This window comes from Clostridium estertheticum subsp. estertheticum, assembly GCF_001877035.1.
Classification (GTDB): Bacteria; Bacillota; Clostridia; order Clostridiales; family Clostridiaceae; genus Clostridium_AD; species Clostridium_AD estertheticum.
This window is the reverse complement of record NZ_CP015756.1, coordinates 2,436,410-2,452,715: the sequence shown is the minus strand read 5'-3', so window position 1 is coordinate 2,452,715 and position 16,306 is coordinate 2,436,410. Positions and strand designations below refer to the sequence as shown.

The window sequence follows — 16,306 nt, the reverse complement described above, 5'->3', positions numbered from 1 at the left end:
TTATGCTTTTTGCCTTGGAATGTTGCTTTTTATGGTATAAAATACAATTAAAATAACAGTTTATTTTACAGAAACTTTATAGTACAAGGGGACATGAGTTTGCGAAAACTAAATATATGGAAGGAGAATACAAAATGTATATTAATGAGAAGAATGGAGCAGATATTAAGACACAAGTATATGAGCTTATATCAAATATAACTGGACATAAAACTTTAGATCTTGATTGTGAGATGTTTCTTGAAAGTGACTTAGGCATTGATTCAATTAAAATGGTAACACTTATGAATGGATTAATGAAGAGTGTTCCTGCTGAGGAACTAGAGAATTTTACATCTAAGTATCCTATAACATATTTAATGTCTCTCCAAACAATAGGTGAAATTGTTCTTATGTTTGAGGGTTTTTACAATGTGGAATCATTAAGTCAAGATGAAACAGATGAGTTAATAATTTTGAATTCTCAATATCCATTTTTAGTATCCTATTGGTCAGTAGGAACCTTAACTATTTGTTCAGGGGTGAAAATTGAGGGACCACTACATTTAGAAATTTTGAAAGAAAGTTGGCTTGAATTAGTAAAAAGACATCCTAGTTTATGCTCAGAGTTTAAAGCATGCGATGAAGCAAAAAACTTTAAAGACTACAAACTCAAAGTATATATAAATCCTATATTACCTAAAATTGAAGTACGAGACATGAGAGATTTAACTGAGGAAGTTAGAAATGAGACAATAAAGAAAACTATAGAAGAACTTATAAACAAGCCTTTCGATATTTTTAAATATCCACTTCACAAATTTATGATTATTCAAATAAATAATACCCAATATGAGTTAATACTCGCAAACAATCACTTGGTCTCGGATGGATTGGGAAATCAGCAAATACTTAGAGAGATACTGGAGATCTATTCAGCAAGGTTGCAGGGTGTCAATTCAAATTTACCAGGAATATTAAATGTATCAGACTATAATAAAGTGGTTTCCGAAATTAACAACTTCAATGATTCTAAAGAAAATAAAAACCTAGAAAATTATATTCAAACTTATGGGAAGACAAAGTATAGATTTAATCCATTTAGCAAGAATAATATTGAAAATGAGTTTGCGCAAATAAAAATACAAAAATACTGGATAAGCGAAACTGTCACCAACCTTCTTTTAGATAAATCAAAAGCATGGAGAGTTTCTTTGTTTTCACTTATAGTAACTTCTTATTTAAAATCCATAGCTCAGTTGAATGAAGGAAGTAATCAAACAATATTAAATTTACCTACGGGTGGGAAAGTATATCCGAATATTGATGCAACAGGACTTATAGGGTGTTTTGCACAGAATATGTCACTAAGCTTCGATTTAAAAGATAGTGATGATAATTGGGAAACATTAGTGATGAAGGTAGATGAAGAAATAAAAGATAATATATCTTCAGGAATAGATAGAGCTCAAACATTTATAACAGCACAAATGGCAAAAGAGCAGGATATGCTTGAACATGGAAAGATGCCTAAAACAACGGCGGCTATTGTGCGCTCAACTTTAAAATCCAACTTATATCTTTCTTTTGTTGGCAATACTAAGATTAAAGAAAGATATGGAGATTTAAAAATAATTGATTATGAAGCATATACATCAACTAATGTAGAAACTATAGACAATCTTATCGAGTTATTCCAAAATCAAATTTTAATTACATCCAATTATGATAGCTTACATTTTAGTGAAGATAACATTAATATACTAATCAACAAATTCATAGATAATCTCAATTCTCTTGCAGAATGTAAAATAGTAGTTAAAGATAAAATATTAAGTTCAAAAATTTCGCAAGATAAAATTTTACTTGAAGAACTTGAGACAATAGCACAAGAAGTTTGTTGTACAAATATTTGCAGTGATGATATACATAAAGATCTAGAGGCAGATTTTGGGGTTGATTCATTGCAGCTTATTCGGATAATAACAAAAATTAGTAAGAAACATGTAGGTGTTGATAAAAACTCTCTTTTTGGATGCAGAAATTTAAGTGAAATGGCTTTAATAATTGAAAGAGATGTGAGAGTTAATGAGACAAAGGAAGATTTAAAAGAAAACTATTCAGAGGATAAAGAACAGATTCCTTATATTCAAATTGTGAAACAGTGTAAGCTTACGCCAGATGCTGCAGCAATTATGTATAATAATGAAACAATGACCTATAGGGAGCTAGATACTATATCAAACAAGGTTGCTAACTATTTGCAAACCCAAAAGATAAAAAGTGGTTCTTTTGTTGGAATAATGGCATTTCCAGGGCCCATAATGCTAATTGGAATGATTGGTATTATGAAAGCCGGTGCAGCTTATGTGCCAGTGGATCCTGCGTATCCAACCGATCGTGTTCAATTTATACTTAATAGTGCAGGTATAGAGGTTTTACTTACTGAAAATTCCTTAAAAGATCAGCTAAGTAAATTAATAAAGGATGATTCTTCAATAAAAACTCTTGTGTACTTGGACTATGCAGATACCATAAGCACAACTTATAAGTACAATCAGGTTTTAAAAGAACAATGGATAAATGGTTCAGGCAACGCTCCTAAATTTGAAAGTATGCCAGATGATTTAATGACAGTTTTATATACTTCGGGCTCAACTGGAAATCCTAAGGGAGTTATGCTTGCTCATAGGGGTTACATGAATAGGTTAAAGTGGCATCAAGATACTTTTAAACTTAAAATAGGAGAACGTGTTGCTCAAAAAACATCTTGTTGTTTTGATATATCTGTTTGGGAGCTTTTCTGGCCTTTAATGTATGGAGGAACAGTATGTCCTATTAGATCAGAAACTGTAAAAAATCCATGGGGTCTTGCGAAGTGGTTAATAGATACAAAGATAAATATAATGCATTTTGTACCATCATTATTTGGTGAATTCGTAAACGCAATACATGATGATGATTATAATTTCAATGATTTAAGATGGCTTATTTTTAGTGGCGAAGCTCTCCCAATGCCAATATTACAAAAATGGATAGACAAGCGAGGCATGTCTATAGGCCTTGCAAACCTTTACGGACCTACTGAGGCATCTATTGATGTTACATGTCATATAATAGACAAAAGACCTGGGAGTAACGGAGAAAATAGTATTCCAATAGGTAAACCAATTACGAATGTATTTATAAAAAATTTAGATAAAAATATGAAGGAACTCCCTGATGGAGAAATAGGGGAACTTTGGATTGGTGGTATTCAAATTGCAAAAGGCTATAAGAATAATAAACATAAAACAGAGGAAGCTTTTAAACCTAATCCTTTTAAGGACGTTCCAGGAGAATATTTATATCGAACGGGAGATTTAACCTCAAGGGGTGCAGATGGAAGCTATGACTATCTTGGTAGAATAGACAATCAAGTAAAAATAAGAGGATTTAGAGTTGAATTAGGAGAAATTGAATCAGTACTTGGAGGTCACTCCTGCGTAGATGAAGCCGCTGTAATCGCGATGGACTATATCGATGGTCAGAAACAGTTGATTGCTTGGTTATGCGGAAATGAAGTTACTGATAGCGAGTTAAAAGAATGTATATCAAAAAAGCTTCCATATTATATGATTCCTCACCATTTTGAGTGGATAAATGTTTTACCAAAGACACCTAATGGGAAGCTAGATAGAAAAGCTTTAATTGAATTATCTCAAAGAAAGCTAAAAGGGAAGGATACTAATGAATTAGCAGTTAATGAAATATCCCTATCACCGGCACAAAACTGGTTAATGAGCTATTTTGATTATCCATACCAGTGGACTGGTTATACAAGATTCTTATATAAACAGCCTCTAGATTATACACTTTTTAATAGAGCTCTTTCTATAGTAACTAATAGTCGCGATGCTTTAAGAAGTGTATTAGTTGATAAAGATGGAAAGTGGTTGCAGAAATTTTTGCCACAAGATCAAATGGTAGAAGCAGATTTTTATGACGGATCTCATATGAATAATGAGGAAAGAAATAATGAGGTCAAGAATTTAATTGACATAATTATATTAGGGCTAAAAGTAGACAAATGGCCTCTGTGGAAAGTGGTTGTTATAAAGGTAAATGATTCTCTTTATGATATTTCTGTGATAGGGCATCACCTTATTTCTGATGTTACAACGAATCAGCTTTTGTTTAAGGATATATGGAAAATCTATGAGCAACTTATTTTAGGAAATAAAAAGGTTAAACTTGAAAATTCAAAATCATACAAGGATTTTGTTCTTCAGGTTAATGAAGAAAAAAGAAATAAATGCATGGAATTTGTGGATTATTATAAAAAACAATTTCCATCAGAAGCATATTCTTTTAAAATTCCTACAGATTTTAATTTAGGTAACAATACTGAGGAATCTACTATAACAAAAAAATTCAAGTTAGATAAGGCGGAAACTAAGATACTTTTGACAACAGCAAAACAATGTTTTGAAGCGAATGTATATCCAATTATACTTGCTTCTCTTTATAGAATGCTTCAAAAGTTATATAACAAATCATGGATAGTAGTTAGTCATAGGATGAATGGGAGGGATTTAGGAAATAATAATACTTTCTTTGAGACGGCAGGAAATTTTGCAATAAACTACCCACTGGGAATTAGTATAGGAGACAATGAAGATTGGTATGAAACAGTCCAAAAAATAAAAAATGGAATGGAGAGTGTTCCGCTTAAAGGTATAAGCTATGATTTAGTTTCGGATAGTTTACCAGCGCATTTGTACCCGGACTTAAAATTAACATCTCTAAGGGCAAATTATTTGGGAAATAGAGATATTCCAGAGTATAATGTTTTTGAGTTTTCGACGGATGGGGTCGATAGAAGATATTCACATCCTAAGCAAAAAAGAATTTCATCAATTGAGTTTTTCTTTTCTATAGTGGGCGGTGAATTAAATCTAGAAATAGAATATTCTAAGAACATGTATAGTGCATCAACTATAATGCAACTTGGGAATCAATATATTAAAGCTACCAATGAAATGTTTTCCTATACTAATAATAGAGAAAGTTTACAAGAACATAAGACTTTAAAACCTCTTTCGTTAATAAAAGAGAATAAAAAACATGGTAGTCTATTTGGAAAAGTTGCAATTATAACCGGTGGTGGTAGAGGGATTGGAAGAACTATTGCTATTGAAATGGCTAAAGAAGATGCTCAAATAGCTATTATCTCAAGGACAAGCAGTGAACTAGAAGAAACAACACTAGAGATTCAGACAATTGGCGGTAAAGTTATATCTATAAGAGCGGACATCAGTGATTATAATGCAGTAAGTGATGCTGTAAATAAAGTTATATCTGTCTTTGGAAAGATAGATATCCTTGTAAATAATGCAGGAATAACAAAAATGGATTCGTTTACTGATACTAAAGAGGATGAGTGGAAGCGAATAGTGGAAGTTAATTTGTTTGGCAGCTTTAATTTGTGCCATTTAGTTATTCCTCATTTTGTAAAACAAAAGTCAGGTAAAATTATCAATTTGGGTTCTGATTCATCATTTATTGGCTATCCTCTAATGAGTGCTTACACAGCATCAAAACATGCAATCCTAGGGCTTACCAGATCCTTGGCTGAAGAATTTAAGATGAGTAATATTCAGGTAAACTCAATTTGCCCGGCTTTTGTGGATACAGATATGGCTCCAGGTGCATTTAGAAAGAATGCTATGCCACCCGAAAAAATCTCTGATTTAGCTATATTCTTAGCATCAAACAAGTCGGATTATATTACTGGAGAAGCAATAAAAATATTTGGGAAGCAAGATATGTATTGGTTTGGATCACAGCAAACACCAGCTGTAAAGGCTGCACTAAATAAAAAATAAGGGGGTAATACAGAGTATTATGGGCTTAAAAGGAAAAATATATTTGTTGTTTGGAAAAAATAAATGGATTCTCTATATAATAGGCTTATTTATTGGAATTGCAATGGGGATTATTAATCCCCTTGCGTCCACTCACCTTGAGCAAATCAATGTGGGAAGCTTTTGGATTGGAATAGTTTCTTCTTCTTTTTTTCTTTTTATGTCAATAGGTTCAGCTTATTTAGATAAAAATATGAGAAACAAAAATATTAAAGGAATTATATTAGTAGGATCATTAGTTTCTGCAACAGCTTGTGGTATCTTTCCATTTGTTTCAAGTTTATATGTTTTATTTTTGCTAATGGTGATTATGGGTTTTGGGATAAGTTTTAATATAGTTGGAGTTCAGACAATGCTTCAGAATTTAACAGAAGATGATACAAGAGGGATGGTAAGTGGTTTGTATTCATTCTATTTTGCTATAGGTTTTGTACTAAGTTCTATTATAGGTCCAAAGCTTTATATGTATAAATCGTGGGTTCCTTTTATGATTCCTATAGCTTCACTTTTATTGTGTCCAATAATTTTAAAACTTAATTTTAAAGAAAAACTTATATTTCCTGCAAAACTAAAAGAAAATGTATTTAAAAAAATAACTATTGGGCTTCAAGGTGCGTTTCTATATGGTTTTACAGAAACAACTTTAATTACCCTTTATCCTATTTTTCTTCTTCATAAGCATTATAGTTTAACAAACCTTGGATATGCTTTGGCGATATTTGTAGTTGGAAGCATTGTAGGAACTATGCCTATGACTTATATTTCAGATAAGTTTGGTCATAACAAAACTTTGATAATAATTATCTTTATCTCTATATTTACGGTTTTAGGCATTATAGTTTCCAATAGTTTTGAGTTACGATTAATTTTTTCTTTCTTATCTGGGTTTGTGATTGGACCTATATACCCATTATCTTTGGCAGTTACAGTTCAGAATCTTGGTAGTAAAGAAATATCTTCTGGAACTTCATTGTTTACTTCATCTTATGGGATTGGGTCAACTATAGGTCCAATTGTTTCATCCACAGCTATGAGTTTGTTTGGAGATGGTTATATTTTTAGCGTATGTTTATTAATTTTTGTTATATTTCTTTTTACAACCTTTGTTAAAAGAAGTAATGATGATTCAAAGACAGTTGTTTAAATAAAGTTATGACTTGAAAAACTATGATTAAGGAGATGCACATATGAACAATAAAAAAGTAACTAAGGCTGCTATAGATATAAAAATGTCAATTTCATCTGGAAAACCTATAACTGGTAAATACTCAGGCAAAATGAATATTGGTAACTTATTAATAGAGGCTTCAGAAAACCAAAAGGATAAGGGAATATTGTTCATTCAAAATAATGATGAAATTTTCTTAACATATGAACAATTACTTGAAAAAGCCATTTACAGTTTAGGTAAACTTCAAAAAAGTGGTTTAAAACGAGATGATTTTGCAATACTTTCTTTCGAAAATAACATTGATTTTGCTGTTAGCTTCTGGGCTTGTATCCTTGGTGGAATTATACCTGCACCAATTACTCCTCCATCATCATTTAAAGAAAAAAATGCTTCTTTAGAAAAGCTTATAAATGTGTGGAATACACTTAAAAAACCTGTAATAATAAGTGATGATACCATGATTTGCGGTATAGAAAATAATGATTCATATTCAGATTGCAAAGATATGCTAATGTTAAATATATCAGTTTTAAGGCAAAGTACAGTTAAAGGTTCAATTGACATGTCTACATCAGATAAGCCTGCTTTAATACAATTTAGTTCAGGAAGTACAAACACCCCCAAGGGAGTGATTCTGACACATAAAAACTTGTTAACTAATATAGAAGGCATTATTGATGCTGCTGGTTTTACATCAGAGGATAGATTTCTTTCATGGATGCCTTATTATCATGATATGGGTTTAATTGGTTGTCATCTTACATTAATTGCTTTAGGTATGTTTCAGATAAACATGCATCCAGTGGATTTTGTAAAGAGGCCAACAAGGTGGTTTGATTTGATTGTTCAGCATAAGATTAGTTTAACTTCTAGTCCTAATTTTGGATATAGATTATTACTTAAAAAAATAACAGATAAGCACCTTGCAACTTGGGATTTGAGTCGTTTAAGATTGATATTTAATGGAGCAGAACCTATTTCAATACCACTTATAAGAGAATTTATGGATAAATTAGCTATTTGTAAATTACCAGCAACGAGCATGTTCTTGGTCTATGGAATGGCCGAAGCATGCCTCGCAGTTACTTTTCCAACTACAAACACAAGACCTGAAAGCCATTGTATTAGCAGAAATAGCCTTATAACCAATAAGGTAGCAAAAGAAGTTAGTGAAAATGATGTTGATTCATTTTATGTGGCAAGTGAGGGATACCCAGTTCCTGGTATGGAAGTGCGTATAGTAGATGAGAATGGGGAAATAGTTGTAGAAAAGCAATTAGGAGAAATTCAAATAAAAGGGGACAATGTTACCTCAGGTTACATTTATAACCCTGAAGCAACAAGCAAATTTTTTCAAGATGATTGGTTAAAAACAGGAGATACTGGTTTTATGATTGAGGGTAAGTTATGTGTAACAGGTCGTATTAAAGATATAATTTTTGTTAATGGACAAAATTTCTTTGCTCATGACATCGAGTTTAAATTAGAAGAATTTGAGGGAGTAGAGCCTGGAAAAATTGTGGTATGTGGTTGGCATGATGAGGTTGAGGGAAGAGAAAAAGTAGCAATATTCTCTGCACTTCGTGTACATAAGGATAAAGTACGCGAATTCTATGCAAATATTCTACGACAAATAAATGAGTCTTTTGGTATCGCCATTGAGTATGTTGTCTTAACTAAAATTATTCCTAAAACTACTAGTGGTAAAGTGCAAAGGTTTGTTTTAATAAAGTCATTTTTAAATAATGAATATGATGGAAAAATATTTACTTCAGATGAATTATTGTTTAATATGGTGGCTAAATCTGAGAAAGTTGAACCAGATAATATTTTAACGATAGGAAAAAATGCAGATAAAATACGTGAAATTTGGGGACAAGTATTAGATAAACCTATAGAAAGCTTAGGATATAATCAAACATTTTTATCATTAGGTGGAACTTCAATAAAGGCAGTCCAAGTGTTAGGAATGCTAGAAGATGATTTCAAATTGACTTTAAGCCATGATATTCTTATTAATTGCAAAACTATAAATGATATGGCGGAATATATTAGAGTTTTACCTAAAGTAAATACATCGGAGATTAATGCAGCAAAAACAACACCATCTTCAATGAATGAGGATGATGATATAGCAGTAATTGAGATGTCTTGTCGTTTTCCTGATGCATCAAGTCCAGAAGAGTTTTGGGATAACCTTGCAACTGGGAAATGTAGTATTAATGAAATACCTGAAGATAGATGGGATATAAATCAATACTATAGTCCAAGTGATGATAAAGCAAAAACAAATTGTCGCACAGGTGCCTTTATAGATAATGTATTTGATTTTGATGCCAAGTTATTTAATATATCAGACGAAGAGGCCTCTGTTATGGATCCTCAGCAGAGGATTATCTTGGAATTAGTTTTTGAAATATTGGAGAGAGCGGGATATTCTAAGAAAAAGATAAGTGGAAGAAGCTTAGCACTATTTATTGGTGCAAGTACAAATGCCTATTATGAATATCATCTAAATACTTTAAAAATGCTTAATCTCAAGAGTTTTGATAGTGTTACATCACTTACATCGGAGCAACAAGAGTCAATTCTTAAAGAATGGAAAAACAAGTTTGGTGTAACTGATTTCCACCCTAATTTACTTGTGGATAATATCTTGAATATGATTGCAGCTAGGGCCTCTCAGGAATTCAATTTAAAAGGGCCTAGTATAGTAGTAGATACTGCCTGCTCATCTTCAATAGTAACTATTCACATGGCTTGTGAGTCTCTTAAACGAGGGGAATGTGACATTGCTATAGCAGGAGGGATTAATCTTTTGCTTACTCCTACGCCGTATATTTACCTTAGTAATGCAGGTGCTTTATCAACAAGTGGAGTGTCGAGTGTTTTTGACGCTAAGGCTGATGGCCTTGTTCCTGGGGAAGGTGCAGGTCTAGTTCTGCTAAAACCTTTGAAGAAAGCAATAGCAGACAAAGATAAGGTTCTTGCTATTATTAAAGCGAGTGCAATAAATAATGATGGACATTCTATAGGAGTTATGGCACCTAATCCTGATGGGCAACGTTCTGTAATTGAATCTTTATATGCCAAAAATGATTTTAATCCTAAAGATATACAATATGTAGAAGCTCATGGAACGGGTACAAAAATTGGAGATCCGAGTGAAGTTAGAGCCCTGGATAGTGCTTTTAAAAGGTGGAGTCCTAAACCGAATTCTATAGCTATAGGATCGGTTAAAGCAAATATTGGACATCTTTTAAATAGTGCTGGTATAGCTAGTTTTATTAAGGTAGTTTTGGCATTAAACAATAAGATAATGCCACCCAACGTTAATTTAACGCAGCTTAATCCTTCTATTAAGTTCAATAAAACTCCTTTTTATACTATTTCTAAGGCAAAGGAATGGACTGTGGATCAAGGAATATCAAGGCGAGCATCTATTAACTCTTTTGGGTTTGGTGGTACTAATTGTCATATGGTTGTTGAAGAGGCTCCCAAATTAGCTAAAACAATATCTGAAAAAAAATATGAGAGGTCGAATAACCTTATATGTCTTTCTGCGAACACAAAAGGATCATTAGAACAAAAAATTGATGATCTAGTAGGATATCTTAAAACTAGTAATGGAAATTGCTTAGGAGATGTATGTTACACAGAAAATGTATCAAGAACATTATTCAAATATAGATGTAGTGTGGTTTCAGAATCTTGCTCTGATTTATTAAATAAACTTAAAGAAATTAAATTAGATAATGAAGATGTTGATAAATCTCACAAAATAGCATTAATGTTCACGGGGCAAGGTTCGCAGTATGTTGGAATAGCAAGAGAACTATATGAGCACTTGCCTATTTTTAGAGGTTATATTGAGGAATGTTCCCAGGCTTTTTATCCATATCTTAACGAAAAGTTAACTGACTTAATTTATAGTGATAAAGCAGATAAAATGATTCTTGCACAAACTAATATTACGCAGCCAGTAGTCTTTGCTATTGACTATGCATTTGGAAAGCTTCTTATAGATTTGGGTGTTAAGCCGGATTATATGATTGGCCATAGTATTGGTGAATGGTCGGCAGCTTGTCTTTCAGGTGTAGTAAGTTTGCAAGATGCAGCGAAGATAGTAGCCTCTAGAGGTAAGCTGATGCATGAATTACAATCATCAGGTGGTATGTGTGCAGTATTTACTTCGGGAGATAAATTAGAACAATTACTAAAGGCTTTTGATGGTAGTGTTTGGATAGCTGCATACAATGGGACTCATCAGGTGATATCAGGGGAATTAACTGCAATAGAAAAATTTACTGAATTACTATTTAGCAAAGAAATAGGATTTAAGATATTAGATGTTTCGCAAGCTTTCCATACACCACTTATGAATCCAATTCTAGATGAATTTAGGGGAGTACTTGAGGGAGTGACTTTTAATTCTCCTAAAATACCGATAGTGTCAAATGTAACAGGAGAATTAATGACTAAGTCTTTTGATACCGAGTATTGGATTCAACATATTTTATCACCTGTAAAGTTTGAGCAGAGTTTAAAATATTTATCAGACAACTTAGTAGATGTTTTAATTGAGTGTGGTCCGGATAGAGTACTCGCAGGAATTGCAAATGGTATTCAGATTTGTAATACAGAAACTGTATTGTTTTGTGCAAATCGCAAAAAAAATTCCTTTGAGACATGTTTAGAAGCCTTGGGTTCATTATTTTCTTTAGGACTTAACATAGACTTTGAAAAGTTTGAAGAAGGTATTTATTATGATAAAGTTCAATTACCATTATATCCATTTCAAAGGAATACTTATAAACCTGATTTCGGGATGGAGAATATTAAGGTTCCTAGCAATTGGTTTTATAATTGGAGCTGGATTCCTGAACCACCGAAGCTTTTTACCTCTTTTGAAGCAGGAAATATAATAATATTTGACGATGGAAATGGTCTTAGTGAAGAATTTGAATCAATGTTTGATTCAAATAAAAATAGAGTTTATGTTGTTAGTTCTGGAACTGAATATAGTTATGATTCTAATAAAAAATTTATTATTAATCCATTAATAGAAACTGACTATATTAAACTCTTTAAAGAGATACAAGGGCCTATAACGGCAGTAATACATCTTTGGAATTTTAAAGGGGAGCATTTTAAGTCAGAATTTGTATTCGATGATAAAGTGCTTTACGATGACATTTATAGCATATTGTTAATTGGAAAGGCGATAGAAAAAATTGATTCACAAAATGTTAAATTATTAATAGCTACAAATGGTGCCATAGCTGTTGATGATAGTTATAAAATTTTAAATCCACACCAAGGTATTGCTGTAACTTTAGCATTGGCTCTAGATCAGGAAAATGATTTTATAAATTCATATTGTATTGATATAGATAAAAAAGAATATAAATCTAATAAGGAACTTGCTCAAACCTTATTCAATGAAATGAGAAGAGAATTAAACACTGAAGGAATAGTTGCGATTAGAGATGGAGCGAGGTATGTAAGGGATTTAGTAAACACACATGAATTAAATGAATCCTCTAAAATTGTATTTAATGAGGGTGAAACTTATTTAATTACAGGTGGACTGAGTCCTGTAGGTGGCGAAATTGCTAAAGCATTCGCAAAAAAAGCTAAAATCAATCTAGTATTAACAGGACGCTCAAAATTGCCACTAAGAGTGGAATGGAACAAAGAGATAAGTGATAAACACGCAAATAAAATTAAATTAATTCTAAACCTTGAAGAACTTGGTGCAAATGTAACTTATGAGACTGTAGATGTTACAAAGATTGGTGAAATGAAAAATCTTATAAAAAAAGTAAATGATGTATATGGTCCTATTCATGGAATTATTCATGCAGCTGGTAGCTGGGATTCCTCTACATTTAAGTTAATAGATAAAGAAATTGATACAATAAATAAAGTTATACAACCTAAAGTTCAAGGGGCGGTAATAACTGATTTTGTTACAAGAAAAGAGCCACTTAAGTTCTTTGTTATGATATCATCTGTATCTTGTTCACAAAAAGCTTGGTCAGCAGGTATTGGTGATTATGCTGCAGCAAATTCATTTTTACCAGCATACAGTTACTACAGAGACTCTGTTAATGCACCTGGAAAAACTATTTCATTAAATTATTCTTTATGGTCTAAAACTGGAATGGGTTCTGATTTGGGTGATATTGCTTTAAATGCAATAAAGGCTCAAGGGTTAAATCCTCTCCCAAAAGGCAAAGCAGTTGAAGCTCTTATGAGGGTTTTGTCAGACGGAAATCAAAGAGTAATACACATTATAGACAAAATTCAATTGGCACAAGAAAAGAGCTCTTCTCAAATTAAAGTTAGTAGTTCGGATTTTAAAAAGTCAAAAAATACTAGAGAGACGGTTTACGGAGTAATTGCTGAGCAGTTGAAAGTAGACATGGAGAACCTTGATAAAGGACAGAATTTTGTTGACTTAGGACTGGATTCACTTGGAGCAGTAAAAGTTATGGAAAGTCTAAGACAAAATCTTGGAATTGAATTATATCCTACATTAATATTTGAATATCAGACGCCAGATTCATTAGCACAATATATAGAAAAACTTTATTCCACAGGTTCAGATGAGGTAGCATCAGCAAAAATGGATGTCTCTTATAAAAACAATAATCAAAATGAAAATATAAAGGATATAGCAATAATTGGTGCAAGTGTTCGGATACCAGGAGCAAACACCTTAGATGAATATTGGAATATTCTAGAGACTGGAAAATGTGAAATAAGAGAAGTTCCAAAAGGACGATGGACATCAAAGGATTATTTTAGTACTGATGTAAATTCTTCACATACATCGTATACTAAGCATGGTGGATTTATAGATAAGCCATATGACTTTGATCCTTTATTCTTTGGTATGTCTCCGAGTGAGGCCACAGTTACTGATCCACAGCAGAGGATTTTTCTAGAGGTTGCATGGGAAGCATTAGAGCAAGCAGGCTATGGTGGAAGATATAAATCAAAAAGTATTGGAGTTTTTGTAGGCTGTGAACAAAGTACCTATGAAGAGCATTTTGCTAATTATAGAACTTATATGGAACTAAAAAATGACTTATTAAATAATAAAATATTTAATAATATAAATGACATGGAAAGAAAGGGCATAATGGCAAGTATTTTAAATGTTCTACAACCTGCAAAGATGGTGCCAGATGCGGTTGCAGGAAATAGTTTAAATGAGGTTGCTGCAAGAGTAAGTCACTGCCTTGATCTCACAGGACCAAGTTTAACAATTAATTCAGCTTGTTCGTCATCACTCTCAGCACTACATTTGGCATGTGAAAGTATTAGAACAGGCGATAGCCAAATGGCTATCGCTGGGGGTGTAAATTTGAATCTTAGTCCAACTCCATATGTAGGCCTAAGTAGAATATCAGCCTTGTCTAAAACTGGAATCTGTTATCCATTTGATGGTAGAGCTGACGGCATGGTACTTTCGGAAGGGTCAAGTGCAATATTATTAAAGCCACTCGTTGATGCTATTTTAGATAAAGATAACATAATGGCTGTAATTAAGGGCTCTGCAATTGATAATGATGGACATTCACAGGGTATAACGGCGCCTAGACCTGAGGGCCAAGCAGAAGCAATAAGAAAGGCTTATCAATCTTCAAATGTTAATCCAGAAACAGTATCATATGTTGAAACTCATGGTACTGGAACACCACTCGGTGATCCTATTGAAATTGAAGGTCTGACTCATGCTTTCCAATCTTTTACATCGAAAAAAGGGTTCTGTGCTGTTGGGTCAGTTAAATCTTCTGTTGGGCATATGTTATCGGCATCTGGAATAACGAGTTTAATAAAAGTAGTCCTTGCACTTGAAAATAAGACGATACCGTACACTATTAACTATAATAAGTTAAACACTAATCCTAATATAGACTTTGATAATTCACCATTCTATGTTGCAAGTGAAAAGCCTATAGAGTGGAAATGTAATAACTTAAATCCTTTAAGGGCAGGTGTAAATGCCTTTGGATTCGGTGGAACCAATGTTCATGTGGTGTTGGAGGAAGCTCCAGTTCAAATGGAGTATGAAGAGGAAAAACCTCCATATTTATTACAGTTAACAGGTAGAAATAAAAATGTTATGAAACGTATAGCAACTAATTTAAAAAATCATATAAAAGAAAATCAAGATTTAAGTGTAGCTTCGATTTGCTTTACAATGAATAATGCACAAAAAGAATTAAGTACTAAAAGTGCATCAATAGTTAGATCCAGAGAGCATTTGTTAGAAGTTCTTACTTCATTTGAAAATGGTGAGAGCATTGAAGGAACATTTGACGGACGATCTAATCCAAATCGCGAAACACAAGCTTATCTTATACTGGATGGCAACTTAGAAATTACTAAGGATAACAAACATGAATTATGTATGCGTTTTGTTGCCTTTAACACCGCATACAAACAATGCACAGATAGATATGAAATATACAAAAATCACAGTAATTTTGAGGATAAGCGTATTGAAGCATTTGCAACTGAGTATGCTCTTGGTGTTCTTTTAAGTAGTTTTGATTTGAAAATTTATGGTATGATTGCACAAGGTACAGGTATTGCTGCCGCAGCAGTTTTAACTGGATTAATAACATTAGATCAAGCTATTAAGGAGCTTACGGGCAATAGCATTTTAGAAAATACTATTGACAAAGGAGACAATAATGCAGTCTATCTAAATTGTCCTATATTAACACCAACGGGTGTTGTTGAAGATGTGCTTGATATTTCTATAAATGTAGAAAAAAATATTAAAGACTTAAACGAATTTGTAATCAAAAACCAGGTAGTTATTTATCCTGGTAATATTAATGAAATCAAAAACAGTGAATTTTATGATGCTAAACTGTTCAATTGGGTTGATATGAATATAAATGATAACCCAGTAGAATCTATTATTACAGTATTTGCTAAACTTTATACACTTGGGAGCAGGTATAACCCTAGTAAGTTATTTTCTGTTATGGAGAAAAAAGTTCCATTACCTACTTACCCTTTCGAAAATGAAACCTATAAAGTAACTCTTCAAGAAGAGTATATTGCAAGTGAGTGCACTGCAAAAGAGGTAGTAAGCAAAGGATTAGTTTTAGATAATATAGAAAAAAAGGGTTTACTAAAGATTGATACGAATTATACCCTTTCAGATATTGAAAAAGAATCAAATTGCAAAGACTTAGCTAATGACTTAAAAAAATAAAGGAGA

At 32.5% G+C, this 16,306-nt stretch carries 3 protein-coding genes; all 3 read left to right on the top strand.

Translation table 11 applies throughout. The features are described 5' to 3' along the window. Positions 1–134: 134 nt before the first annotated feature. From A7L45_RS11215 to A7L45_RS11205, 3 genes are read left to right on the top strand one after another with little or no spacing between them, the layout of a single operon-like run. The gene (locus A7L45_RS11215; protein WP_071612855.1) at positions 135–5,846 is read left to right on the top strand and encodes a non-ribosomal peptide synthetase; all 5,712 of its coding nucleotides are present in this window, start codon (positions 135–137) and stop codon (positions 5,844–5,846) included. Positions 5,847–5,865: 19 nt separating this feature from the next. Continuing rightward, a complete protein-coding gene (locus A7L45_RS11210) occupies positions 5,866–7,029 on the top strand; it encodes an MFS transporter (protein ID WP_151554135.1) in 1,164 nt (387 codons plus the stop codon). Between the two features lie 43 nt (positions 7,030–7,072). After that, the gene (locus A7L45_RS11205; protein WP_071612854.1) at positions 7,073–16,300 is read left to right on the top strand and encodes a type I polyketide synthase; all 9,228 of its coding nucleotides are present in this window, start codon (positions 7,073–7,075) and stop codon (positions 16,298–16,300) included. The last annotated feature ends 6 nt before the right edge of the window (positions 16,301–16,306 follow it).

Excerpts from the sequence above, each read along its gene's own strand:
- A7L45_RS11215 (WP_071612855.1), top strand. The coding sequence starts at position 135 with ATGTATATTAATGAGAAGAATGGAGCAGATATTAAGACACAAGTATAT.
- A7L45_RS11210 (WP_151554135.1), top strand. The coding sequence starts at position 5,866 with ATGGGCTTAAAAGGAAAAATATATTTGTTGTTTGGAAAAAATAAATGG.
- A7L45_RS11205 (WP_071612854.1), top strand. The coding sequence starts at position 7,073 with ATGAACAATAAAAAAGTAACTAAGGCTGCTATAGATATAAAAATGTCA.